Here is a 23,914-nt window from a genome sequence, read left to right on the forward strand (position 1 = left end):
GTGAATACGTTGTAAACCCGTGCCTGTGGCTTAGACCGCGTTCAGCACAAATTTATCGATCACATGTTTGACGCCGTCTTCGTTATTGGAGAGTGTAACGTAGTCGGCAAGCTCTTTAAGCGCGTCAATGGCATTGCCCATGGCCACGCCAAGCCCGGCGCATTCCAGCATTTCATGGTCATTCCAGGAATCGCCGATGGCGATCGTTTCGGACAGGTCACAACCGAAATGCTGCGCCAGGAACGTCAGGGCATGACCTTTGGTGCCTTCTTTATGCATGATTTCGAGGAAGTAAGGCTTGGATTTCGTAATGTGCACCTCGTCTCCCAGCAGCTCACGCAACTGCGGCGCAATCTCATCCAGATAGTCCGGCTCATCGATAATCAGCATTTTATGGGTAGGCTGTTCGATCATTTTGCTGAAAACCGGCTCGATGTAGTAAGGTGTCTTGTTCAACGCACAGTAGTCGAGCAGCTTCTGGTTTTCCTCACGCGCATACAGCTTGTCATTCACATATGTCTGAAGATGGAGGTTGCGTTCCAGGCAGAATTCAAACAGACGCCGGGCAGCGACGATTGGAACGTAGCGCTCATACAATACCTTCTCATCCAGCAGGTTTTTAACCAGCGCCCCCTGATAGGTGATGATTGGCACATTCAAACCGGTCTGGCGTGCGATGGCCTGCGCTGAAGCATAGGCGCGCCCGGTAGCCAGCGTTACCACAACACCCTTGGCAACAGCCGCTTCCAGCGCCTTCTGCGTTCCAGGAGTAACTTCTTTCTCATCATTGATTAGCGTATCGTCGATATCGATGGCGATCAGTTTATACATAATGGTTCTCTCTCCTTTTATATCTATAAGTACGGTTTGGTATTGCGGATTGGAACTTGCTGCTTAGTCTTCAAGCAATACAAGTCCGATGAAATCATCCAGCTCCAGATTGCCGAAATAGTGCTTGATGTCCAGAGAAGACAGCGCCTCACGAACCTCTGCTTCTTCGTAGCGCTGGCCGCGCAGCGCATCTTCAATATCCGCTACATCGCCGACGCCGAAGAAATCGCCGTAGATCTTGATTTCCCGGATCCGTCCATCCTTCAGATCCATCCGGATATCGATCAGGCCGACCGGGAATTTCTTCACATGCTTGATATTGCTCTCAGGTGATTGACCATAATTCCAGTCCCAGGATTGATAACGCTCGGCGGAAATTTCATGAATTTTGGTCCAATCGGCTTCTGTCAGTTCGTATTGCGGCACCTGATCATGCTCCAGGCCGAAAATATGGCGAAGCAGCTCGGCGCGGAACTCTTCAATCGTCATCGGGTGATCCATCAGGTCGGCAATGTTAGCGACCCTGCTGCGCACGGATTTGGTGCTCTTGGATTTGAATTTCTCCGGGTTGGCATTCAGGGATGCTTGCACATGGTCCAAATTAAGGTTAAACATGAGCGTACCGTGGCTAAACATGCGTCCCCGTGTCGCAAACTGGGCGTTGCCCGAAATTTTCTTCTCACCGACCTGCAAATCGTTGCGACCGGTCATTTCCGCATTGACGCCCATATCGTGCAGGGCATCGATCACCGGTTGGGTGAATTTGAGGAAATTGTGAAAGGATTGGCCGTCATCCTTGGTGATGAAGCTGAAATTTAGATTTCCAAGGTCGTGATACACGGCCCCTCCGCCCGACAAACGGCGTACGACCTGTACATTGTTTTCCCTCACGTACTCGTTGTTGATTTCCTCCACCGTATTTTGATGCTTACCTATAATAACGGACGGTCTGTTGATATAGAACAGCAGGTAGCTGTCGTCCAGTGGGAGGTGCTTCAGGGCATATTCCTCAATCGCCAGGTTGACGGCGGGATCTGTGATTCCTTTATTATCGATAAAGAGCATGTTCTTTCCTCCGTTTATGACAAGATTCGTCTTTTCATTGTAACTGATTTAGCGACATGACACAAAAGACTTGTACCGATTGACGGAACGGGAAATGCAGCGTCATAATGGGAACCAGCAACTGGATTCGTCCAGAAAGGTTGATGGACATGATTGAAGTATTTGGCCATGGCGGCGATATGGAGACGGCTGCTGCCGTGTTTGGCAGGCGGGCGACTGATTTTATCGATTTCAGCGCCAATATTAATCCGCTGGGTCCGCCTCCTGAAGTGAGGGAGGCGCTTCGCAACGGTCTACGCGCGGTCATCCGGTATCCGGATCCTGGTCACCGGACGTTGAAGAGCCTGCTGTCCCGTCGTTTGAAGTTGGCACCTGAATGGATTGGCATCGGCAACGGGGCGGCGGAATGCATGGCCCTTGTGCTGCTGGCTCTCGCACCGGCGCGAGTAGGCATCGTGGAGCCGTGCTTTTCGGAGTATGGGGAGCTTGCGGCCAAATTCGGGGCAGAGGTAAGCAGGGTGTACGGCAGAGCATCGCAGCAGTGGAGGGCGGAGACAGCGGAGATGATCGGTCTGATGGAAGAGGTAGACCTGCTCTTCCTCGGACAGCCGAATAATCCTAATGGCGTACAATATAATCAGGAAGAGCTTGCTTCCTTGGCTGCCGCATCTGCAAGGACAGGGACTGTGCTTGTGGTGGATGAGGCATTTACGGACTTTATCCCTCTGGAACAGAGGGTATCCTTGCTGCAAAGCCTGGAACGGTATCCGAACGTGATTCTTATCCGATCCATGACGAAGTTTTACGCGATTCCAGGACTTCGGCTCGGCTATGCTGTGGCCCATCCGGGTATGATCCGCCGCATGACCTCCAAGCAGGTGACCTGGAGCGTCAATGGGCTGGCGCTGCTGGCAGGGGAAGCCTGTCTGCAAACCGGCAGCGATTATGAAGAGCGAACTTTGGAGCTTGTCCAGACTGAACGGGAACGACTGCTGACAGGGCTGGCGGAGCTGGGATATGCGGCGATTCCGGGCGAGGCTAATTATTTGCTCGTCCGTGCGCCGGGAATGTGGCGGGCGTCCGAGCTTCAGGAGGTGCTGGGACGGCGCGGCATGCTGATTCGAAGCTGTGCAATGTATCCGGGTCTGACAGAAAACCATTTCCGAATTGCAGTTAAAGACCGGAAGGATAACCTGCTGCTGCTGGAAACGATGGGGCGTGTGTTGGAGGAGGAACGGCGTGACAGGTAGCCTCATTATTCTGGCTGCTTACATCCTGGACCGGATCATTGGGGATCCGCGCTGGATTCCTCATCCCGTTATCGGCATGGGCAAGCTGATCTCCCTTGTGGAAAGCGGCATACGCCGATATGCCCGCAGCGCGGTGGTTTTGCGGTGGGCAGGGCTGCTGCTTCCCCTGATCGTTGTGGGGGCTGCGTATCTGCTGACCTGGTTAACTGTAATTTTGCTTGGGAAAATCCATCCCTGGCTGGCTATCGGTGCGGAGGTGCTGCTGATTGCTACGACCATTGCCACCAAAGGGTTGAAGGATGCTGGCATAGCGGTATACAAAGAACTGCGTTCCGGTGATCTGCCCGCTGCCCGCGCAGCGCTTGGCATGATTGTGGGGCGGGATACCAAGGAACTGGATGAGCCCGAAATTGTGCGTGGAACGGTCGAAACGATAGCGGAAAATATCGTTGACGCGATCATTTCGCCTTTGTTCTATGCGCTGATCGGTGGCGCGCCGCTGGCCATGGCCTACCGTGCGGTCAATACGCTGGATTCGATGGTCGGTTATAAAAACGAGAAATACATCCATTTGGGTTGGGCATCCGCTCGGCTTGACGACGCGGCCAATTTTATTCCTGCACGGTTGACTGCGATTCTACTGGTAGCCGCAGCATGGTTAAAAAGGCTGGAACCGCTTCGCAGTTGGCTGACGGTATGGCGTGACGCACGCCTGCATCCGAGCCCGAACAGCGGGTTCCCGGAATCGGCGGTGGCGGGAGCGCTCGGTGTCAGACTTGGGGGCTACAATGTGTACCATGGGGTGCGCTCCTTCAGGGCTTATATGGGAGACCCGACCCGTCAGTTCGAAGAGGAGGATATCAGGCGGACGGTCGCGCTGATGTTTCTTTCTTCCTGGTTATTCGTCCTGCTGTGTCTCGCGGCAGAGGGTATTGTACGGATGGTAATGTTGCTGTAAACGTATAACGTTTGGAATCCCGGGAGGGAGGAATGGGGTATGAGCAGTACATCTCATGAGCTGGATTTGATTCTGGTCCGACATGGGACAACTTCATGGAACCGCGATAAGCGTTATGTGGGACACGCTAATCCGGGGTTGCTGCCCGGTGCGGAGGATGAATTGCGTCCACTCTCGCATGGTCTGCGCAAGAGGCGCTTTGCCAGAGTGTACAGCAGCGACCTCCGCCGCTGTACAGAGACGTTGAGACTGGCCGCTCCTGAGCTGGCAGCTGCAGCCGTTATGGATGCACGCTTGCGTGAACTTGATTTTGGAGCTTGGGACGGTGAAACCTACGAATCGCTTAAGCATTTGCAAATGTACAGGTCTTGGATCGATGATCCGCGTTGTGTTACACCGCCCGGCGGCGAGAGGCTGGAGCATTTTGAAGGCAGGTTGGTCGGTTTTTTGAATTCCCTGCAAGAGGGAGGACTGGCGCAGGAAGGAAGCGGTGTGGAGGACATTCCTGCGGTGCTGGCTGTCACGCATGGAGGTGTGATTCGCCAACTGGCCGTGCTCACTGTGCCCGGTGTTGGCTTCTGGTCCATTCACGTACCGCCGGCTGGCGTGGCGGGGCTGCGACTTTGTTATCAGGAGGGGCGGATTACGGGAAGCTGGCTGGGAGACGTATGATTGTTCACAAATTTGTAATCCCGGCCCAGGCGGGCTTTCCTTGAATTGCCGCTATGGCTACCATCCGGGCGGGTTGTACAGCCGTCTTTTTTCACCTATAATCACTTTGAAAAGTACGGCTTTGATTGAATTTGAAAGCAGATCAGGTCAGAGCGTCGCAGGGGTGTTCGAATCCCGCCGTTCTGTTAAAAGGGAAGCCGGTGTGATTCCGGCACGGTCCCGCCACTGTGAAACGGGTTGGACGGTGAAATGCCACTGCCGAGGCGGGCAGGCACCGTCTGCGCACTTCCCGTAAGTCAGGAGACCTGCCTGATCTGCTTATACCGTCGCTCCTTCGCGGAAAGGATGGCGGGTTCGCGGCGATGAATCCGCGCGGTATAAGCCTGCCGCGGATATCGGCTGACGCAGAGCCCGGTCCTCTCATGAGGGCCGGGTTCTCTTGTATAAAGCCAGAATCTACAGAAGAAAAGGGGAGTACACCTGTGACCAGAATGTTAAAGACTTGGATGACCGTGCTGCTCGCACTGATACTGACTGCAGCGCTGGCTGCATGCGGCAATACCGGAGGAAGCAATGAGGACGCAGGCAGCAGCACCTCTCCTCAGCAGACAGCCCCGGCGGCAGAGCCAGGTGCTACGGTTTATCCGCTGACTGTTAAGGATGCGACCGGACAGGAGTTTACTTTTGAAAAGGCTCCGGAGAAGGTGATATCCGTATCTCCTGCCGAGACGGAGGCGCTGTTCGCCATTGGTTTGGACACGGAAATCGTTGGAGTGTCCGATTATGACGATTATCCCGAAGTGGCTAAATCCAAGCCGAAGATGGGTGGAATTACAAAGCCGAATGAAGAGGCCATTATCGCGGCCCAGCCGGACGTTGTCTTTACGGGCATATCGATGGACGAGGAAGCTGTCAATAAGCTGCGCGAGCTAGGCATTACCATCTTCAAGACAGATCCGAAATCGGTTGAGGATGTCATGAATAACATTACCCTTTATGGAACAATTATGGACCGTCAGCAGGAAGCTAAGGCTATAACCGATAAAATGAAGGCAGATGTTGCAGAGGTACAAGAGGGCGTTAAAAATATCGGCGACTCCCAGAGATTGCGGGTATACGTTGAATTTTCGCCCGGTTGGACGGTTGGCAAGGGCGAGTTCATGGACGAGATGATCACATTGGCAGGCGGGGAAAACATCGCCTCCGATACGAAGGGCTGGAATCAGATCAGCGAAGAGAAGGTCATCGCGGCCAATCCGGATGTCATTCTGTACAGCAAAAGCGTGGTGGATGAGAATGGACAGACCCTGGAGCAGATGATCAAAGGACGCGACGGCTGGAATCATATCAATGCGATCCGTAACAACCGTATTTTCGGGCTGGACGATAATCTGATCAGCCGCCCGGGACCACGTGTGACGGAAGGGCTGAAGGAAGTCGCCAAGGGTATCTATCCGGAAGTTTTTAAATGAAGCGCAAGCTTATCGTTTACGGACTGGCCGGATTGATCCTGCTGATCCTGACCGTTCTGATCTGTCTGGGCATCGGCTCGGTGCGCCTGCCTGTTCAGCATATTGCGGGAATTTTGATTCATCATCTGCCTTGGATAGGGTCCTACATTACGCCGTTCTGGGAGGGGCCCACCGAGCAGATTATTGTCAATGTGCGGCTGCCACGTGTTCTGCTCGGTATGCTGACAGGGGCTGCGCTTGCACTTGCAGGTGCGGCTTTCCAGGGCGTGCTGCGCAATCCGCTGGCCGATCCTTTTACACTGGGGGTATCGTCGGGGGCTTCGGTCGGAGCGGCATTTTTGATTTACTGGGGACTTCAGTACTCGTTTTTCGGACTTTGGACGCTGCCGCTGGTAGCATTTACGACCGGAATTCTTACTTTATATTTGGTGATTCTGCTGGCAAGAGAGAATGGGAAAATCCCCACCCAAAGCCTGATTCTTTCCGGTGTCGTTATGCAGTCCTTTCTGGGGGCAGTAGTCTCTTTTCTCACCGCCATGTCTAAGGAGACTGTTAATGAAATCTTATACTGGACGATGGGTAGCCTCGGCTTGAAGGGCTGGGCCTATCCTGGTATTATTCTTCCTTATGTCATTCTCGGACTGATCCTCCTGTGCAGCAAAGCTCGTGTGCTGAACATGCTGGCATTAGGTGAAGGACAGGCCGCTTATATGGGCGTGAATGTGGATAGAACCAAGCTCTGGGTGCTGATTACAGCGACCTTTCTGACAGCGGCGTCGGTGTCTGTCTGCGGGGTGATCGGGTTCGTGGGACTGGTTGTCCCCCATATGATCCGCTTGCTGACCGGACCCGATTACCGGCTGATCATACCGCTGTCCGCGCTGGGAGGAGCCATATTCATAGTGTGGGCGGATACGGCGGCACGCACGCTGCTGGCACCGACGGAGATTCCGCTGGGTGTAGTTACTGCCTTTGTGGGCGCTCCGTTCTTCGCATACTTGCTGCAGCGGAACAAGAAGCGGCGGGGAGGAGAACTGTCGTGATGAACATGAGTACAAGGGCAGTGGATATATCGGGCGTACACAAAGTCTTTGGCCGGGTACAGGCGCTGGCTGATGTAAGCTGGGGTGCCGCCTCTGGCGAATGGTGGGGAGTCGTCGGCCCGAACGGGAGCGGCAAATCTACGCTGCTCCGGCTGCTGTCAGGGGTGGATGGGCCGGATGATGGAAGCGTTCGTATTCTTGGCCAGGAAGCGGCAGCTTACAAACGTAAGGAGCTGTCACGCATCGTAGCTGTGCTGCAGCAGGATGGGGTGCCACCGGTCGGATATACGGTCAGAGATGTAGTGGAAATGGGTAGATACCCCCATCTGGATTGGGCGGGCAGGGATACGGCTGAGGATATCGTTGATCGTGTGCTGGACCAACTGGGGCTTGCCTTGCTTGCCGAGCGGAGGCTGGATCAGCTCAGCGGGGGCCAGCGGCAGCGGGTAGCGCTCGCCAAGGTGATGGCTCAGAACCCGCAGATTCTGCTGCTGGATGAGCCGACAACATACCTGGATCTTCATTATCAGCTCCAGTTCATGGAGCTGCTGGCCGAGTGGCGGCGGAAGGCAGGCATCACCATTATTGCCGTGCTGCACGATCTGAATCTGGCGGCGCAATTCTGCGATCGTCTTCTCGTACTGAAGGAAGGTCGTATCGAAGGGGCCGGAACACCTGGGGATTTGCTTACGGAAAATAACATCCACCGCTGGTTCGGAGTGGATAGTCACGTCATGCCCCATCCCGACAGCGCGGTTCCGCAGCTTATGCTGAAACGAAGGGAATAGAGTCAGCTCTGTTCTCTAATAAAACCTTAAGGTTAGGAAGTGGAAGGATGAATGAAGCTCTGGAACGGCTTGTCCATAGTATAGCATTGCCTGATGAAGAAGCCATGCGGCTGGCTGCGGCTCACCTGGACCAATTGACGAAACCGCCGGGCAGCCTTGGCAAGCTGGAAAGCCTGACCATTCGGGCAGCGGGCATAACCGGCCAGCCGAAGCCTGAACTGTCCCGGAAAGCCGTGGTGGTCATGGCTGCGGATCATGGGGTGTGTGAGGAAGGCGTCAGCGCCTATCCTGCCGAGGTAACTCCCCAGATGCTGCTTAACATGCTGGCTGGAGGTGCGGCCGTTAATGTATTTGCCCGTCAGGCGGGTGCGGACGTGATCTGTGTTGATATGGGCGTAAACGCGGATGTCAGCCATCCCTCGTTATTGAGCCGGAAGATAAGAAAAGGCACCGCCAATATGGCCAAGGGCCCGGCTATGACGCGTGAGGAAGCGGAGAAGGCGATTCTTCTCGGTGCGGCTATCGCTGACGAGGCTTGTGATCAGGGGATACAGCTTTTTGTAACCGGTGAGCTGGGCATTGGGAATACGACAGCGAGCGCGGCGGTTGCCTGCGCGTTAACCGGGCTGGAGCCTTCTCTGCTCGTCGGACGCGGTACGGGGGTGGACAACGAGGGGCTGAATCGCAAAACGGCTGCGGTCCAGCAGGCGCTGTCCGTCAATCAGCCGAACAGGGAAGACGCTATTGACGTGCTGATGAAGGTGGGCGGATTGGAGATCGCCGGCATGGCGGGTCTCATTCTTGGAGCTGCAGCCCGGCGCTGTCCCGTCGTCCTTGACGGGTTCATCTCCGGTGCGGCGGCGCTGGCAGCCAGCCGACTGTGCCCGGCAAGCCTTGATTATATGCTGGCTTCGCATGTCTCTGGCGAGAAAGGGCATGTCGTGCTGCTAGAGATTCTCGGCCTGGAGCCGATGCTTCAACTGGACATGCGGCTCGGAGAAGGCACGGGTGGTGTCTTGAGCCTGCATTTGCTGGATTCGGCCTGTGCGGTCATGCATGAGATGGCGACGTTTGCCAGTGCTGGCGTTTCCGACGGAACAGGAGTGCCGGAAGTATGAAGTCGCTGATTACAGGCGGGGCGCGCAGCGGCAAAAGCAGCTTCGCCGAGAGGCTCTGTATGTCCCGAGCAGGCGAGGCAGTGTACGTGGCAACGGCGCAGGCCTTCGACGACGAGATGAAGGAACGGATCGCTCTTCACCGCAGCCAACGTTCCGTTGTTACTTATCCTTGGCGGACATTGGAGGAGCCGCTCGACCTTCCTGACCTGCTAAATCGGCTTGCCAGCAACGGGGAACCGCCTGCCGTGCTTGTTGATTGTCTTACATTATGGCTGTCCAATGTCCTGCTCGCAGCCGGGAACGATGGCGAAGCAGCGGCCCGCGAGGCGATTGAACGCCTGGTGGAAGCATCGTCATCGTATCCAGGGGAGCTTATGCTCGTGACGAATGAGGTTGGCAGCGGCATCGTTCCCGAGTATCCGTTGGGACGGCTGTACCGCGATTTGAGCGGGATGATGAATCAGCGGGTTGCGGGCATCTGCGAAGAAGTATTTCTCGTCACCGCGGGTGTCGCCGTTGAATTAAAACGTCTGGAGTACCGGCTGTGAAGCGGTGGCTTGAGTCGGCGGCAACGGCGTTCCAGTTCCTGTCGCGGTTTCCGGTCAAGTCCGGAGGCGATTTCTCGCCTGAACTGCTGCAAAGAAGCACCGTTTATTATCCGCTTGTCGGCCTCGCTATTGCCGCTGTTGTCTGGGCTGCGGCGTATCTGTCCGCTTTTCTTCTGCCGCCCTTCCCGGCAGCCGTTCTAATCCTGATGCTGTGGGTATGGCTCACCGGAGGGCTGCATCTTGACGGATGGATGGACTCGGCGGATGCTCTCCTGAGCTACCGTTCACGGGAACGTATGCTGGAGATTATGAAGGACAGCAGGGTAGGAGCGATGGGTGTAATCGCCTGTGTCCTGCTTCTGCTGTTGAAGCTTTCTCTCATCTACACAGTCATGGATGAAGGGCTTTGGTCCACTGTGCTGCTGCTGCCCCTAATTTGGAGTCGCTGGTTCATGGTGGCTGCTCTGGGCGGCTGGCCCAAGGCGCGTCAGGGTGAAGGGCTGGCAGGACATTTCGAAACGCTCAGAGGGCGTGAGGTCCGCCTTGCGGCACTGCTTGCCACCGGAATGACTGTGCTGCTTGCGCTTCTGAACTGGACTGGTCTATGGCATCCGTTCATGGCTGCATTTCCGACGCTCCCGGTTCTGGCATGGCTTGCCGGCAAATGGACAGCGGAACGGATCAGTCGGCGACTTGGCGGACTGACCGGTGACGTGTACGGCGCACTAAATGAGCTGCTGGAGGCACTGCTGCTGCTTGCGGCTGTGCTGCTGCACAGACTGCTGTTGTAAAGGCAGACTGCGGCCTAAATACCAAATCGATTCAATATAGAGGGGGACCCTGAAATGGCCGAAAAGAAAACAGCAGGGCAGCCAACTGCCGCTGTCCTGATGCTTCAGGGCACAGCTTCGGATGTCGGCAAGAGTGTCGTTACTGCGGCCCTATGCCGGATTTTCAAGCAGGATGGATATCGGCCTGCCCCGTTTAAATCACAAAATATGGCGCTGAACTCGTACGTCACGGCGGACGGCAAGGAGATCGGACGAGCGCAGGGAGTTCAGGCGGAAGCCAGCGGAATTGAAGCAACAACTGACATGAATCCGATCCTGATCAAGCCGGTCAGGGATATGCATTCGCAAATTGTGGTACATGGAGTGCCTTATGCCCATATGAGCGCATCCGATTACCGGAACCACTTTCTGCCGCAGGCCAAACAGACCGTTATGGATGCGCTTGACCGGCTGCGCAGCAAGTACGATATCGTATTGATGGAAGGCGCGGGCAGTCCGGCAGAGATCAATCTGAAGCAGCGGGATATTGTGAACATGAATCTGGCCGGCTGGGCGGACGCTCCTGTGCTGCTGGTGTCCGATATCGACCGTGGAGGGGTATTTGCCTCTCTTGTGGGAACCATTGAATTGCTGGAGCCACATGAAGTCAAGCGGATCAAAGGTTTTATCATCAACAAGTTCAGAGGTGATTTGTCGCTGCTGCAGCCTGGGCTGGATTGGCTGGAAGAGCGGACAGGGATTCCGGTCCTCGGTGTTTTGCCGTATATCCCGGACATCAAGATTGAGGCGGAGGATTCGGTTGTGCTGGATAAGCTGCCCAAGTCACGGGCGCAGGGAAAGGAACTGGATATTGCGGTGATCCGGTATCCGCGGATTTCGAACTTTACAGATGTAGACGCGTTGGCGGGCGAGCCGGATGTAAGTATACGGTTTGTTACGGAGCTGGGGCAGCTTGGCGTACCGGATGCCATCATTCTACCAGGAACCAAAGATACGATCGGCGATCTAGAAGTCCTGAGGGAGCAGGGAATTCACGAGGATATCCGCTTGGCTATGCAAAAGGGCTGCGGACAGCTTGTCGGTATTTGCGGCGGTTACCAGATGCTTGGCCGGCGGCTGCTGGACCCGGAAGCGGTTGAAGCAGGACAGCCGCAGGAAGCGGAAGGGCTCGGCTGGCTGCCGCTCATTACGACATTCCTTAAAGAAAAGCAGACGGTTCGAGTCAGCGGCACCCTAGCGACGACCCATCCTCTGTCGTTGGCGAACCAGACAGCAGAGTCTTTCCCCATCACAGGTTATGAGATACATATGGGAGTTACTGAACGGATGGATGGGGACCCGGAAAGCCTGCGGCCCTTGTTCAGGGTAAGCAGAAGGGAGGAGTCCCCTTTCGATGAGGGGAGTGCCACAACTGACGGAAGGGTGTGGGGGACGTATCTCCATGGCGTGTTTGATAATGACAGGCTGCGCCGTTCCTGGTTGGACGGTATCCGGCTGAACAAAGGACTATCTCCGCTGGGGCAAACCTTTGACGCACGGGAAGCCAAAGAGCGTGAGTTCGACCGGGTTGCCGACCTCGTCCGTGCCCATTTGGATATGAAAAGGGTATACAGCATCATGGGGTTAAACTAAGAAAAGGGCTGCCCGTTAAAGAGAATAAACAACAGTAGGCAAGCAGCTTTAAATTACGAAAAGATTTAAAAAAAGAGCGAGTATCCGTGGTCAGAGCCCCACAATACTCGCTCTTTCTCATATACCAGCATCACACATGAAGAGTATAAGCTAGAGAACAGGGAGAGCTTGCCCCTGTTCTCGACTTTACTCCCCCGCGGAAATTGCAGGACATTGGCGATTTCTGCAGGGCATCTTGAAGTAGGGTGATGCACGGAGCAGCGGAGAGGACGAAGCAATTCCGGAAAAGCAGAGCGTTCGTCTTTGGCGCGAAGAGTCAACAGCGATTGCAGGAATGCTTCGTTCTCGGAGCGTCTCCCAACCTGCGAAAGAAGCACCTCAGACCACCCAATGCTGCAAAAGCTACAATTTGAATTTGAGCACAGCCTGCTGCAGAGCCGACGCTTCCTTATTCAGCTTCCGTACGGTACGGGCGTGATCATCCATTTCGGCAAGCTGTTGTTCCGCGCTGTGTCCAATTTCTTGAACCATCTCCTGCGCTCTGGCAGTAATGTTAGCTGTTTCCTCGACAGATGCGCTAACTTCTTCGGAGCCTGCGGACACCTCTTCGGTCGCTGCGGAGACGGCCTGAATGGTCATATTGACATTCTGGATCACATCCATGAGCTCGTTAAAGGCCGCCCCGGCACGTTGTACCAATTCGGACCCGGCTACAATTTCAGTGTTCACCCGGCTCATGGAATTGACGGACATATGGGAATCTTCTTTAAGTGTGAGCAAGTAGTCGGAAATTTGCTGTGTGGCTGTTTTCGACTGTTCGGCCAGCTTGCGTACCTCTCCGGCCACCACGGCGAAGCCACGTCCATGTTCTCCGGCCCGTGCAGCTTCAATGGAAGCGTTCAGCGACAGCATTTGGATCTGCTTCGTGATCTCAAAAATGGAGGATACGACCTCGCCGATTGCTTCAGAGCGTTTATTCATCGTTTTTACATACTTCAAGGACTCTTCAGCGGCTTCTCCGACAAGATTCATCTGAGAAACAGCGTTCTGGGCCAGTGTGTTGCCATTAACCGCCTCATCGGCTGCTTTGCTGATCTGCTCTGACACCTCGCCTGACGATGCAGCGATATGCTGAATTCCCTGTGTAATCTCTTCCATCGCACGCGCGTTCTCGGAGGCCGCAGTAGCAATGGTCATGCTGCCTTTCGCTACCTCCTCGGCGGAATGGGCCGTTTGCCGGGCTGTCCCGCTAACCGCATCCACCCGGCGCAGCAGATCGTCCGATCCCTCAACAACGGCGTTCGAGGTGATGGATACTTGTCCGATCATTTCCTTCAAATTCCCGGTCATCTTCTGGAAGCTTCCGGCCAACTGTGCGATTTCGTCTTTCCCTCGGATATGCAGCTCACGGGATAGATCGCCTGCAGCGATTTGCTCGCTATGCTTCACAAGTTCGGCAATCGGTCGGGTAATTTTGCGAAGGGTCAGTGTGGATACAAACCAGCCTGCTGCGATGACCGCTACGGTAATCACGAGGCAAATCCAGAAGATTTGCGAGGTTTTCTGTTCGATAAAACCTACATCCGTGTTCACGGCCACAATCAAATTGCTTCCCGGAATCGAGTAAAAAGCCGTCTTATGTACTCCATACTGATCCTTGTATACGCCGGTTGTTTGTCTTTCATGGCTGTCTATTGCCTGCTGCATTTCTTTCATGAAGGGCAGCTTGTCCCCGATCTGATAGGCTGATGCAGTGCTGCGGGCGACAATGGCTACCTCCTGATCTGTAACGGTCGCAAGGTAGGCGGATTCCAGCTTCAGACCGCTTACCTTTTCCTGAAGATAGGATTCCACGGTCATGACCGCTCCGGCTCCGCTCTGGCGGGTTTGGAGAGCCTGGGTGGCATTCAATTTGCTGTACAACTCCTGGGCACCGGTTTCAAGGGATTGAACGGACAGTGGGACAACATAGCTGTTGATGATACTCATGGATACGGCATAAAAGCTGATGCTGAAAAGCAGCGAAGCGGCCAGCAGGATCGCTATATTCAATAGCTTCAGCTTGGCTGCGATAGAGCGATTAAAGCGCAACATAAGTGATCTCCTTTCGTATTTCTCTTGGGCTGACTTGCCCTGTCTAATCCCGTTATCATCATGATTGCGGACGGATGCACGCTAACCGGTATGTAAAGCGGCGGGTATCCGTAACACTTTAGAACTAGGATAGTCCTATTTTACAAAATCGACCGCAGGTTGAATAGTAAATTTTAACTACAATCAAAAATAAAATATGAATCAAAAGTATTGCGTGACATATATATTACATTAAATTAAATAAATCACACCTATTTAGTCGGGAATTGTGGTATAGTATTCAGTGCGGACTAATGTCCAGAAAAAGGAAGGTTCGGAAACGTTGATTTATGAAATGATTCCGGGTAATGCAAAGAGAGAGGGGAAACTTTTGTGGATACATTTCTGGTTGTTTTAAACGTGATTTTTATGCTGGTGTTGCTGGGGATTTTGTACTGGATGCAGAAAAAGCACATTTCCTTTACGAAAAGGGTGTTCACAGGCCTGGGCCTGGGAATTGTATATGGCGTTATTTTGCAGCTTGTATACGGGGCAGGCTCGGATACCATCGCTAAATCGGTAGATTGGTTCAATCTGGTGGGCAACGGATACGTTAAGCTGCTGCAAATGATCGTTATTCCACTGATCATGGTGTCCATCATCTCGGCTATCATGAATCTGAAGGGCAGACAGAATCTGGGGAAAATGAGCTTCTCTATTATTGCGGTGCTGCTGATCACTACGGCCATTGCCGCATCCGTCAGTATCGTGACAAGCTTAACCTTTGATCTGAAGGCCATTGAAATTACAGCCGGTGATGCTGAACAGGAACGCGGGGCCGCTCTGGAGGAGCGTGTGGGAGAGGTGGAGGATTTGACCATTCCACAGCAGGTGCTGTCATTTATCCCTTCCAATCCATTCGAAGATATGACAGGCGCCCGCAGCACATCTACATTGGCAGTTGTTATTTTCTCCGCTTTTGTAGGTGTGGCCGTATTGGGGCTGGACCGGAAGAAGCCGGAGCAGGCTCGGACCTTCCGCAACATGATTGAGGCGGTCTATGGAGTGGTTATGCGTATTGTCACGATCGTGCTCCGGTTAACGCCATACGGAATTCTTGCGCTCATTACAAAAGTGGTATCAACCACGAATCCGGATGAAATTCTAAAGCTGCTCAAATTTGTGCTTGCTTCCTATGTGGCTTTGCTGGTCATGTTCGTCATTCACCTTGTGCTGATATCACTGTTCGGATATAATCCGGTAACCTATGTACGCAAAGTTTTGCCTACCCTGGTGTTTGCGTTCACTTCTCGTTCCAGTGCGGCTACGATTCCGCTGAATATAGAGACACAGACCCGCAAGCTCGGCGTATCCGAGGGCATTGCCAACCTGTCGGCGAGCTTTGGGGCTACCATCGGACAGAACGGCTGTGCAGGCATTTATCCGGCCATGCTGGCTGTGATGATTGCGCCGACTGTCGGAATTGACCCGACAAGCTGGGATTTTATTCTCACCTTGATCGCCGTCGTAGTCATCAGCTCGTTTGGTGTTGCCGGTGTTGGCGGCGGAGCCACCTTTGCTTCTCTGATCGTGCTGTCCACACTGAACTTGCCTGTTGCGCTGGCTGGCCTGCTGATTTCGGTTGAGCCGCTCATCGACATGGGCCGTACTGCGCTGAACGTTAATGATTCGATTACGTCTGGCTTGATTTCCGGCAAGATTCTAAAAGAGAACAATCAGGATGTATACAACGACCGTGGGCCGGATCTGGATGCGACGGCAGCCTTATAAGCCTGCATAAACCGCTGCGATGGTATAGAAAAGGGGACTGTTCCACCGTCATCATGGATGACTTTTGGATACAGTCCCTTTTTTGGATTTCATCTGTCAGCACATTATGCCAGAATCGTAAGCTCCTTCGGGAACGAGGTCAGCACTTCGACGCCGTCTGCGGTAACCAGCACGTCATCCTCAATGCGGACACCGCCTTGGCCTGCAATATATATGCCCGGCTCAACCGTGAAGACCAGACCCTCCACGAGCGGATCTTCATTAGCACCGTGCAGGGAAGGATACTCGTGAATGCCCAAGCCGAGGCCGTGCCCCACGCGATGATTGAATGCCGCGCCGTATCCGGCCGCCTCAACGACAGCGCGTGCCGCCTGGTCCACAGATGCGCAGGTGACTCCCGGACGAGCGGCCGCGATTCCCGCCAGATTCGCCTGAAGTACAGTATTATAAATATGCTCAAGCTCGGAGGTCAGGCTGCCGAACGCAAATGTTCGGGTGATGTCCGATGCGTAACCGTTGGCGTACACGCCCATGTCGATCATGAGCAGATCCCCCGGCGCCAGCTTCTTGGTTCCGGGTTCTCCATGAGGCATGGCTGTTTTGGTGCCGAACAGCACCGTCGTATCAAAAGAGGGGCCGTCTGCGCCCAACTTCTTCATCCGGTATTCCAGCTCCGCGACAAGTTCCACCTCGGTCATGCCCTCGCGGACATGTGTCAATCCGTCACGCAGCACATCCTCGACCAGTCTGACGGCATGCTTCAGACGCTGCACCTCATCCGCCGATTTTCTCACCCGCATATCCCGCAGCACGGGGCCGAGGTCTACATATCGGCGTGCTCCCACGGTTGTGGAAAGGATTTCGTAACGCGCGACGGATACATGCTCCTTCTCGATGGCGAACGAATCAATACCACTGCCTATAAATCTGCTGAGAAGCTCATACGGATTATCTGTGTCGGTGTGGGTGATAATGCGGCTGACGGAGGAACTCTCACGGGCTTTTTCTTCATCCAGGGCGGGGACGATGAGCATAGGCTCCTCTCCGTCCACGAGCAGGAGTCCGAGAAATCTTTCGTGTGGCTCACTTGCAAAGCCGGTCAAATAATAGATATGCATGGGGTCGGTGACCAGCGCACCCTTCCACCCGCCGTTTATCATCGCGTTATACAGAACGTTTATTTTGTCAGCCATATCAATTCTCCCTCTCAAATGTATTCTCTATGTACGTCTGTTCAACCACAGCCTGTTTCTTGAAATCTGCGAGCATTGGCATTAGTCCTGTTTATTATAAATCTGTCCGGGAGCGTTATGCAAAACAGATGACGATCCTGCGGATTCTCTTGTAGAATAAGGTTTACATGCCGGATTGTATTATCCCGGGTTATACATGTAATTGGAGGGTTCTGACATGGAACAGCAGTATATCATTGATCTTGCCCGATTGGAGGATTTGCCCGCAATCGTGGATATCTACAACTCTACCATTCCCGGCAGAATGGTGACGGCGGATTTGGAGCCGGTAACCATAGACAGCCGTTTGAGCTGGTTTGAGGAGCATGATCCCGAGCGGCGGCCGCTATGGGTGATACGCGGTGTGAACGGGATTGCCGGATGGGCAAGCCTGCAATCTTTTTATGGAAGACCGGCCTATAACGGTACGGTGGAAATCAGCATCTATGTCAGCGAAGCCATCCGGGGAGCGGGCATCGGCAGCAGGTTGATTCAGCATGCGTTGCAGGAATGTCCAAGGCTGGGGGTACAGACGGTGCTGGGATTTGTTTTCGGTCACAATGAGCCAAGCCTCGGGCTGCTGCGCAAATTCGGTTTTGAACAATGGGGACTGTACCCGCGTGTTGCTGTGCTGGACGGAATCGAACGTGATCTGGTCATCCTGGGCAAGCGTGTAGAAGGGTGAATGTAACCCACCTATAAGTCCAATAGTCTGCATACATCCTCCTGTTAGACATTATTGATTAGCATACAGGGTTCACAGGATGGCGGCTTCTTGTTGTTGACTGGTACCCAATTTCCACATCATATTCTCTTTACCCGCTGCAGCATCTGGTTAAATACTTCGGAAGCAACAAGACCGACGGCAATGGAGCCGGAGATCATGAGCGCCTGTGCGGCAAGCTCGATGGCTCCGGCATAATGATGTTCCACAAAGCTGCGCATCGCGTCATAGGCGATGCCGCCGGGCACCAGCGGAATCATGCCTGCCACACTGAAGATGATGACGGGCATCTTATACAATCTTGCAAATGCCTGACTGAAAACCCCGATCATAAAAGTGGCGGCAAACGTCGCGAGCAGGGTATCCCAGCGATCCACGGTGCAGAAGTAGACCGACCACCCCAGCATACCGACAAAACCGCAAAGCGCCAGCGACCTGCGGGGCGCATGGAACAGAATGCCGAATGCGGCAGAAGCAATGAAGCTCGTAACAAGCTGTTCCAGAATCAAAGCATACCTCCGCTCCACCAGATGGAAAAGATGACGGCGACGCCGGCTCCAATGGCAAAAGAAGTTAGAAAAGCATCCGCCCCTTTGGACAGCCCGGAGACGAGGTGGCCTGCCATCAAGTCCCTTATGGCGTTTGTGATCAGCAGACCGGGCACCAGCGGCATCACAGAGCCGATCACAATGGTGTCCAATTGGTGCCCGAAGCCGATGGTAACAAACAGCGAGGCGGCTAGGCCCACCAGAAAAGCGGCAGAAAATTCGGCGAAAAATCTCACCTGAACGAGCCGGTGAAAATACTGTACCGCTGCAAAACCGATAGCTCCGCAGATAAAGGCGGCCGGGAAGTCAGGCCATATCCCTTGGAACATGATCATGAAACAGCCGCTGGCTGCCGCGGCGGAGAAAAGCTGCACCCAGCGGGAATAAGCCGGCGGACCGTTCTCTACTTGTCGAAGCTGCTCGGTCGCCTGCCTTGGGGACAGTTCGCCCGCGCTGATCCGGCGTGATATATTGTTAACCTCAACCACCTTGTGAAGATCGGTCGTCCGCTCTACGATACGGATCAGCTTGGCCGGTTCCGTACCGTCCATGGAAAATATGATGCCGGTTGGAGTAACATAGCTGTGCGAATGAAGAATGCCGTAAGCAGCGGCGATGCGCGACATCGTATCTTCCACTCTGTAGGTTTCCGCCCCGCTTTGCAGCATTACTTTTCCGGCCAACAGACACACTTCTATGATGTCATAGCTGGAATATTGTAAGGTGTTGTTCATGGTGATCTCACTTTCACGGTATCCGGCTTGCAGCCGACTTTATGTTCCTTCTCTGGCTCTATTGTAGCATGAACCGCATATACTAAACAGTTTTGCACAAAACAGAAAAAAACCGCCCACAGGTGGGCGGCAGAGTACAGAAATTATACTGATACTTTGGCTAGGATTCCATGACCACGGTATAATAGGATTCATCAAGATGGTCGGCCGCATCAGGCATTCCCATCGTTCTAAGCTGAGCTGTGACGAACGTCCGCAGGCTGCAATCTGTAAACAGGTGCTTCGTCTGGGCGTCCCGTATAAAGGCAAGCCTGGATTCGACCGAGGCCTTCAGGAAGAATTGCCGTATTCTTTTGCCATCCCGTTCCCAGAGCAGCGTATCCGGCAGGCTGAACGGGGTGTGAACATGCTGCTCTGAAGAGAGCGGCACAACGCCGAGCCCGTTCAAGGTCTGTACGGCTATACTTCTGCGGCGGGTAATGCGCAACTCCTTGATATAGCGGACCATGTCTTCAATCGGCTGAATGCCGAAGCGGGTCCGGAACAGCTCCCGCACCATCTGCCTCCGCTCATCGTAAACAGGGGCTTGACGCCGTGCAAGATCGTGCAGATAGGCGTCAGTATGTTCATAGTAATGGATAAGCGGGCTGTTATCCGTATAGACAATGCTTAGGAATTCCTGAAGATTGCGGGCAACCAGCCATACACCGTTCCAGTGCATGGGGGATACGCAGACTACCGGAGCTTGCGCAGGATCGGCAATAATTCCGAAATCGGTCAAAAAACCGTATTGGAGCCCGTCCACCCCTGCTCGTGCGAATGGGATGACATCCGGCGGGGTGGACATGTAGCGTATACCCCGGCCGCGTTCCATAATCAATCCCAGATCGAAATCGAGGGAGTGCCTGTTCTCTTCTAGCTCCTGTTCAAAGTCGATAAGTTCCTGGATCAGCGTCGACAAGGAGCCGTAGTTAATGTTAGAACCGGGCTTCATTCAAGCTTCCTCCCTTACTGATGACATGCGTTTTATGTTCGTTGGATTGCCCAGAGGGCGGGACCAACGGATCTGATAGCGGGACCGTAACTTAAAAATTACGTGATATTATACGAATTGTAAACCAAATTTATAAAAACTGCAGAAAAATGGTAGATAAGTATCATGAAGTGCTTTTGTCAAATGAATGTAAAAAACACCGGTGATTCTCGGGAGCTAATCTAAATTATGTGAGCCAGGGGGCACAGGTGCAAAAAAGAGACTTATGCAGGGGGACGAATAATCCATGACATTGCAAAAATGGCACCAGGCGGTATTCTTTGACGTAGATGATACCATGTACGATCATTTAGAGCCTACCCGCGGCGCGCTTCAGCATATACTAGGGCTGGACGATTCCTTTCCGTACGAGTCAGCATATCATCGCATCCGATATTATAGCGATAAGCTTTCGGCGGAGGGGGGACTGCTGCACAGGGCTCCGGGTACGGCGGAGCTGGAGGACATGCGTATTCGCCGTTTTGTGCTCGCCATGCAGGAATTCGGCAGCGAGCTGACCTGGGAACAGGCGACTCGACTGCAGGCTGAATACTTGGACCGCCAGTATAAGATCACGCCTTTCGCAGGGGCTAAAGAACTAATGAAAGATTTGGCGAATGCGGGCTATCTGGTCGGGCTGATTACCAACGGTCCTGAAGAACACCAGCTTCACAAAATCCGCGCCTTAGCGCTGGAGACCCACGTGGCACCTGAGCATATGTTTATCTCGGGCGCTGTAGGTTATGCGAAGCCTGATCCGCGTATATTCGCTGCCGTGAACGACCGGACGGGAACGAATGCTGACGTGTGCTGGTATGTGGGGGATTCCTGGCGAAACGATGTCGTGGGCGCATCATCGGCAGGCTGGAAGGTGCTATGGTATAACCATCGTCAGGCGGCTCCAGAGACGACGGAGCATTCCCCGTATGGAACGGCTGCCAGCTATGAAGAGCTAAGGAGCTTTCTGTTGTCAGTCTCACAATAATAGGGCGTAAACCGGGAAAGAGGAGATGGACATGAGTGAGGAATGGAGAAAGGCAGAAAGCGTATTAGAGCGGATTGAAGTCGTCGGTACTCTGGACAATGCGCCTGTTACCATTAACGGTTATGCAGAAGGTGTACACTGTATCGGCATCGGCACAGATGCTGCCGTATTCACGCTGGATTCCATGCCGGAATATGCATTCAAGATCTATTCGGAACTGGCCGCGGAGAAGAAGAACGCCGAGGCTTCTGTGTATGAGAAGCTGCGAGGATGCCCTTTCTTTCCCGTTTTTTATGGAGAAGGGGAGAGGTATATTGTAATCAGCTATGAGCAAGGGGTCACCCTGATGGATTGCTTGCTTCAGGGAACTCCCGTGCCCGAGCAGGTCATTCAGGATGTAGAAGAAGCCCGGGAATTTGTGAGGTCCAAGGGGCTTAACCCCAGGGATATTCATCTTAAAAATGTCCTGCTGCAGAATGGACGCGGCAAGGTGCTGGATGTGTCCGAGTACATTAAAGAAGGCGACGACAAACGCTGGGAACACCTCGTATGGGCCTATTACTCATTCTATTCGGGATTTTCGGAGGCAAGAATTCCGTCCTGGGTTCTGGATACGATCAAAAATTGGTACTACAGGCTTGATAAAGCCAACTTGAATCTCGAGGATTTTGCCGAGCGGGTTAATCAGCTTTTTTCCCGCTGGAATAAATAAAGATTGTATCTGGCTAATGGAACAGGCTTTCCGCGCGTGCTGAATGCGGTGCTGCAGAAGGTCTTCTCGCCTTACTGGGCAGAAGACCTTCTATCAGCTCATATTTTTTCCATAGGTCAAACTGTCTCAGCTTGAAGAAAACTGTCAAGGAAACAGGGGATGAACATTGCATGAAGTTCGATTAACAACATATATATCATATTATATTCAAATCATATTTTTGTATTTTATCTTATTTTAGAATTATTATAAAAAAAGATTGATTTTTATCTGGGCAGTAATTATAGTGGGAACATATCAAGCATACGAGGTGATTCCGTTAATGAGCAATCATAACCATTTGACTACAAGCTGGGGAGCTCCAGTTGGGGATAATCAGAATTCTATAACGGCAGGCCACCGCGGGCCCGTACTGATTCAGGATGTACACCTTTTGGAAAAGCTGGCCCACTTTAATCGTGAACGTGTGCCTGAGCGTGTCGTGCATGCCAAAGGTGCAGGAGCACATGGATACTTTGAAGCAACCCATGATTTGTCCCAATACACTAAAGCTGCTTTCTTGTCCGAAGTTGGCAAGCGCACGCCGCTGTTTATTCGTTTCTCTACCGTCGCGGGTGAGCTCGGTTCTGCCGATACAGTTCGCGATCCGCGCGGTTTTGCCGTTAAATTTTATACAGAAGAAGGAAATTATGATCTGGTAGGCAATAACACGCCGGTGTTTTTCATCCGTGATGCGATTAAATTTCCGGACTTCATTCATACACAAAAGCGTCATCCGCAGACCCATCTGAAAAATCCGAATGCGGTGTGGGATTTCTGGTCTCTGTCCCCTGAATCCCTGCATCAGGTAACGATCCTGTTCTCGGATCGTGGTATTCCCGCAACCTATCGGCATATGCACGGGTTCGGCAGCCATACCTTCAAATGGGTTAACGCTGCAGGAGAAGGCGTATGGGTTAAATACCATTTCAAAACAGAGCAGGGAATCAAAAATCTGGATGTGGAGCTAGCCGCGAAGATGGCTGGTGACAACCCGGATTATCATACAGAAGACCTGTTTAATGCCATTGAAAAGGGAGATTTCCCTGCATGGAAGCTGTATGTGCAAATTATGCCGCTGGAGGATGCGCACACCTACCGTTTCGACCCGTTCGATGTCACCAAAGTGTGGTCACAGAAAGACTATCCGCTGATTGAAGTGGGTCGCATGGTGCTGGACAGAAATCCTGAGAATTATTTTGCCGAAGTGGAGCAGGCTACGTTCTCTCCCGGCAATTTCGTGCCCGGCATTGAGGCTTCTCCGGATAAAATGCTGCAGGGCCGCTTGTTCGCATACTCCGATGCACACCGCTACCGCGTAGGCGCCAACCACAACACACTGCCGATTAACCGTCCGGTTGCGGACGTGAAGAACAACCAGCGTGACGGCTTCATGAGAGCCGACGGCAATGGTGGAGCTGGCATGTACTACGAGCCAAACAGTTACGGTGGACCGAAGGAAGCGCCTGAGCATAAGACAACACCATTTGCTGTGTCCGGTCTGGCTGAAAGCACAGGTTATGACCATGACGATCATTACACCCAGGCCGGTGACCTGTACCGCCTGATGAGTGAGGACGAGCGTACCCGTCTGATCGCCAATATTGCCGGTGCAATGAAGCCTGTGGAGAAGGATGAAATTAAAATCCGTCAGATCGGCCATTGGTACAAGGCAGAGCCGGAATTCGGCACCCGGCTGGCGCAGGCCCTTGGTCTGCCTGTTCCGCAAGGCGTTTGATATATACTTGTTCCCGTTCTTCTGAAAGAGGAGAGGATTGTTCACTTTGGCTGCTGCTTTCGCAGGTTGGGAGGGCTCCGAGAACGAAGCATTCCTACAATCGCTGTTGACCCTCCGGGCCAAAGGCGAACGCTTCG

22 protein-coding genes and 1 riboswitch are annotated in these 23,914 nt (G+C 53.3%); of the genes, 15 read left to right on the plus strand and 7 right to left on the minus strand.

Going from position 1 to position 23,914, the window contains the following annotated elements:
• Nucleotides 1–30: 30 nt before the first annotated feature.
• Nucleotides 31–831: a Cof-type HAD-IIB family hydrolase gene (locus OIN60_RS00665; protein ID WP_305752939.1), complete on the minus strand. Its 801-nt coding sequence runs from the start codon at nucleotides 829–831 to the stop codon at nucleotides 31–33.
• Between the two features lie 63 nt (nucleotides 832–894).
• The gene (lplA, locus tag OIN60_RS00670) at nucleotides 895–1,896 is read right to left on the minus strand and encodes a lipoate--protein ligase (protein ID WP_305752940.1); all 1,002 of its coding nucleotides are present in this window, start codon (nucleotides 1,894–1,896) and stop codon (nucleotides 895–897) included.
• 149 nt (nucleotides 1,897–2,045) lie between these two features.
• Between lplA and cobD the strand changes: the two genes are divergently transcribed.
• The 10 genes from cobD to OIN60_RS00720 all read left to right on the plus strand — a co-directional run bounded on the left by cobD (nucleotide 2,046) and on the right by OIN60_RS00720 (nucleotide 12,168).
• The gene (gene cobD, locus OIN60_RS00675; RefSeq protein WP_305752941.1) at nucleotides 2,046–3,146 is read left to right on the plus strand and encodes a threonine-phosphate decarboxylase CobD; all 1,101 of its coding nucleotides are present in this window, start codon (nucleotides 2,046–2,048) and stop codon (nucleotides 3,144–3,146) included.
• Nucleotides 3,136–4,104, plus strand: a complete 969-nt coding sequence (gene cbiB, locus OIN60_RS00680) for an adenosylcobinamide-phosphate synthase CbiB (protein ID WP_305752942.1) — start codon at nucleotides 3,136–3,138, stop codon at nucleotides 4,102–4,104. Before cobD ends, cbiB begins: the two co-directional genes overlap by 11 nt.
• A gap of 39 nt (nucleotides 4,105–4,143) precedes the next feature.
• On the plus strand, nucleotides 4,144–4,776 hold the full coding sequence (locus tag OIN60_RS00685; RefSeq protein WP_305752943.1) for a histidine phosphatase family protein: 633 nt from the start codon (nucleotides 4,144–4,146) through the stop codon (nucleotides 4,774–4,776).
• Between the two features lie 130 nt (nucleotides 4,777–4,906).
• Nucleotides 4,907–5,103, plus strand: a riboswitch (cobalamin riboswitch).
• A gap of 164 nt (nucleotides 5,104–5,267) precedes the next feature.
• Nucleotides 5,268–6,248, plus strand: coding sequence for an ABC transporter substrate-binding protein (locus OIN60_RS00690; RefSeq protein WP_305753173.1), 981 nt, complete (start codon nucleotides 5,268–5,270; stop codon nucleotides 6,246–6,248).
• Complete coding sequence (locus OIN60_RS00695) at nucleotides 6,245–7,291, plus strand: FecCD family ABC transporter permease (RefSeq protein WP_305752944.1); 1,047 nt, start codon at nucleotides 6,245–6,247, stop codon at nucleotides 7,289–7,291. Before OIN60_RS00690 ends, OIN60_RS00695 begins: the two co-directional genes overlap by 4 nt.
• Nucleotides 7,291–8,079 (plus strand): ABC transporter ATP-binding protein, encoded by a 789-nt coding sequence (locus OIN60_RS00700; protein ID WP_305752945.1) that lies wholly within the window; start codon nucleotides 7,291–7,293, stop codon nucleotides 8,077–8,079. The genes OIN60_RS00695 and OIN60_RS00700 overlap by 1 nt, the downstream gene beginning before the upstream one ends.
• A 47-nt stretch (nucleotides 8,080–8,126) precedes the next feature.
• A complete protein-coding gene (gene cobT / locus OIN60_RS00705; RefSeq protein WP_305752946.1) occupies nucleotides 8,127–9,197 on the plus strand; it encodes a nicotinate-nucleotide--dimethylbenzimidazole phosphoribosyltransferase in 1,071 nt (356 codons plus the stop codon).
• Nucleotides 9,194–9,745 (plus strand): bifunctional adenosylcobinamide kinase/adenosylcobinamide-phosphate guanylyltransferase, encoded by a 552-nt coding sequence (cobU, locus tag OIN60_RS00710; RefSeq protein ID WP_305752947.1) that lies wholly within the window; start codon nucleotides 9,194–9,196, stop codon nucleotides 9,743–9,745. The genes cobT and cobU overlap by 4 nt, the downstream gene beginning before the upstream one ends.
• Nucleotides 9,742–10,536, plus strand: coding sequence for an adenosylcobinamide-GDP ribazoletransferase (gene cobS / locus OIN60_RS00715; protein WP_305752948.1), 795 nt, complete (start codon nucleotides 9,742–9,744; stop codon nucleotides 10,534–10,536). The genes cobU and cobS overlap by 4 nt, the downstream gene beginning before the upstream one ends.
• A gap of 54 nt (nucleotides 10,537–10,590) precedes the next feature.
• Nucleotides 10,591–12,168, plus strand: coding sequence for a cobyric acid synthase (locus OIN60_RS00720; RefSeq protein WP_305752949.1), 1,578 nt, complete (start codon nucleotides 10,591–10,593; stop codon nucleotides 12,166–12,168).
• 402 nt (nucleotides 12,169–12,570) lie between these two features.
• Here the strand turns inward: OIN60_RS00720 and OIN60_RS00725 are convergent, their stop codons facing one another.
• Nucleotides 12,571–14,262 carry a methyl-accepting chemotaxis protein gene (locus tag OIN60_RS00725; protein ID WP_305752950.1) on the minus strand — a complete coding sequence of 564 codons (1,692 nt, stop codon included), beginning with the start codon at nucleotides 14,260–14,262 and terminating at the stop codon, nucleotides 12,571–12,573.
• Between the two features lie 372 nt (nucleotides 14,263–14,634).
• On the opposite strand from OIN60_RS00725, the gene OIN60_RS00730 reads away from it, so the two are divergent.
• Nucleotides 14,635–16,032, plus strand: a complete 1,398-nt coding sequence (locus OIN60_RS00730) for an L-cystine transporter (RefSeq protein ID WP_305752951.1) — start codon at nucleotides 14,635–14,637, stop codon at nucleotides 16,030–16,032.
• A gap of 104 nt (nucleotides 16,033–16,136) precedes the next feature.
• Here the strand turns inward: OIN60_RS00730 and OIN60_RS00735 are convergent, their stop codons facing one another.
• Nucleotides 16,137–17,225 (minus strand): M24 family metallopeptidase, encoded by a 1,089-nt coding sequence (locus OIN60_RS00735; protein WP_305752952.1) that lies wholly within the window; start codon nucleotides 17,223–17,225, stop codon nucleotides 16,137–16,139.
• Nucleotides 17,226–17,442: 217 nt separating this feature from the next.
• Here OIN60_RS00735 and OIN60_RS00740 point away from each other — a divergent pair, with 217 nt between their 5' ends.
• Nucleotides 17,443–17,949 carry a GNAT family N-acetyltransferase gene (locus tag OIN60_RS00740; protein ID WP_305752953.1) on the plus strand — a complete coding sequence of 169 codons (507 nt, stop codon included), beginning with the start codon at nucleotides 17,443–17,445 and terminating at the stop codon, nucleotides 17,947–17,949.
• Nucleotides 17,950–18,068: 119 nt separating this feature from the next.
• Here OIN60_RS00740 and OIN60_RS00745 read toward each other — a convergent pair whose 3' ends face one another.
• The 3 genes from OIN60_RS00745 to OIN60_RS00755 form a co-directional block, all read right to left on the minus strand.
• Nucleotides 18,069–18,494, minus strand: a complete 426-nt coding sequence (locus OIN60_RS00745) for a threonine/serine exporter family protein (RefSeq protein WP_305753174.1) — start codon at nucleotides 18,492–18,494, stop codon at nucleotides 18,069–18,071.
• A complete protein-coding gene (locus OIN60_RS00750; protein WP_305752954.1) occupies nucleotides 18,494–19,270 on the minus strand; it encodes a threonine/serine exporter family protein in 777 nt (258 codons plus the stop codon). Before OIN60_RS00750 ends, OIN60_RS00745 begins: the two co-directional genes overlap by 1 nt.
• A 160-nt stretch (nucleotides 19,271–19,430) precedes the next feature.
• A complete protein-coding gene (locus OIN60_RS00755) occupies nucleotides 19,431–20,264 on the minus strand; it encodes a hypothetical protein (protein WP_305752955.1) in 834 nt (277 codons plus the stop codon).
• 286 nt (nucleotides 20,265–20,550) lie between these two features.
• Between OIN60_RS00755 and OIN60_RS00760 the strand changes: the two genes are divergently transcribed.
• From OIN60_RS00760 to katA, 3 genes are all read left to right on the plus strand, one after another.
• Nucleotides 20,551–21,288 carry an HAD family hydrolase gene (locus tag OIN60_RS00760; RefSeq protein ID WP_305752956.1) on the plus strand — a complete coding sequence of 246 codons (738 nt, stop codon included), beginning with the start codon at nucleotides 20,551–20,553 and terminating at the stop codon, nucleotides 21,286–21,288.
• A gap of 31 nt (nucleotides 21,289–21,319) precedes the next feature.
• Nucleotides 21,320–22,000 (plus strand): protein kinase family protein, encoded by a 681-nt coding sequence (locus OIN60_RS00765; protein WP_305752957.1) that lies wholly within the window; start codon nucleotides 21,320–21,322, stop codon nucleotides 21,998–22,000.
• Nucleotides 22,001–22,322: 322 nt separating this feature from the next.
• Nucleotides 22,323–23,777, plus strand: a complete 1,455-nt coding sequence (gene katA / locus OIN60_RS00770; protein ID WP_305752958.1) for a catalase KatA — start codon at nucleotides 22,323–22,325, stop codon at nucleotides 23,775–23,777.
• Nucleotides 23,778–23,914: the final 137 nt, after the last annotated feature.

Source organism: Paenibacillus zeirhizosphaerae (assembly GCF_030705605.1).
GTDB classification, from domain to species: Bacteria; Bacillota; Bacilli; order Paenibacillales; family Paenibacillaceae; genus Paenibacillus; species Paenibacillus zeirhizosphaerae.

What these genes read in the sequence shown, in the direction of transcription:
- OIN60_RS00685 (WP_305752943.1), top strand. Translation starts at nt 4,144, where the DNA reads ATGAGCAGTACATCTCATGAGCTGGATTTGATTCTGGTCCGACATGGG.
- OIN60_RS00755 (WP_305752955.1), bottom strand. Translation starts at nt 20,264, where the DNA reads ATGAAGCCCGGTTCTAACATTAACTACGGCTCCTTGTCGACGCTGATC.
- cobD (WP_305752941.1), top strand. Translation starts at nt 2,046, where the DNA reads ATGATTGAAGTATTTGGCCATGGCGGCGATATGGAGACGGCTGCTGCC.
- OIN60_RS00700 (WP_305752945.1), top strand. Translation starts at nt 7,291, where the DNA reads ATGAACATGAGTACAAGGGCAGTGGATATATCGGGCGTACACAAAGTC.
- OIN60_RS00750 (WP_305752954.1), bottom strand. Translation starts at nt 19,270, where the DNA reads ATGAACAACACCTTACAATATTCCAGCTATGACATCATAGAAGTGTGT.
- OIN60_RS00735 (WP_305752952.1), bottom strand. Translation starts at nt 17,225, where the DNA reads ATGGCTGACAAAATAAACGTTCTGTATAACGCGATGATAAACGGCGGG.
- OIN60_RS00765 (WP_305752957.1), top strand. Translation starts at nt 21,320, where the DNA reads ATGAGTGAGGAATGGAGAAAGGCAGAAAGCGTATTAGAGCGGATTGAA.
- cobT (WP_305752946.1), top strand. Translation starts at nt 8,127, where the DNA reads ATGAATGAAGCTCTGGAACGGCTTGTCCATAGTATAGCATTGCCTGAT.
- OIN60_RS00665 (WP_305752939.1), bottom strand. Translation starts at nt 831, where the DNA reads ATGTATAAACTGATCGCCATCGATATCGACGATACGCTAATCAATGAT.
- OIN60_RS00725 (WP_305752950.1), bottom strand. Translation starts at nt 14,262, where the DNA reads ATGTTGCGCTTTAATCGCTCTATCGCAGCCAAGCTGAAGCTATTGAAT.
- OIN60_RS00740 (WP_305752953.1), top strand. Translation starts at nt 17,443, where the DNA reads ATGGAACAGCAGTATATCATTGATCTTGCCCGATTGGAGGATTTGCCC.
- katA (WP_305752958.1), top strand. Translation starts at nt 22,323, where the DNA reads ATGAGCAATCATAACCATTTGACTACAAGCTGGGGAGCTCCAGTTGGG.
- OIN60_RS00760 (WP_305752956.1), top strand. Translation starts at nt 20,551, where the DNA reads ATGACATTGCAAAAATGGCACCAGGCGGTATTCTTTGACGTAGATGAT.
- OIN60_RS00695 (WP_305752944.1), top strand. Translation starts at nt 6,245, where the DNA reads ATGAAGCGCAAGCTTATCGTTTACGGACTGGCCGGATTGATCCTGCTG.
- lplA (WP_305752940.1), bottom strand. Translation starts at nt 1,896, where the DNA reads ATGCTCTTTATCGATAATAAAGGAATCACAGATCCCGCCGTCAACCTG.
- OIN60_RS00720 (WP_305752949.1), top strand. Translation starts at nt 10,591, where the DNA reads ATGGCCGAAAAGAAAACAGCAGGGCAGCCAACTGCCGCTGTCCTGATG.
- OIN60_RS00690 (WP_305753173.1), top strand. Translation starts at nt 5,268, where the DNA reads ATGTTAAAGACTTGGATGACCGTGCTGCTCGCACTGATACTGACTGCA.
- cobU (WP_305752947.1), top strand. Translation starts at nt 9,194, where the DNA reads ATGAAGTCGCTGATTACAGGCGGGGCGCGCAGCGGCAAAAGCAGCTTC.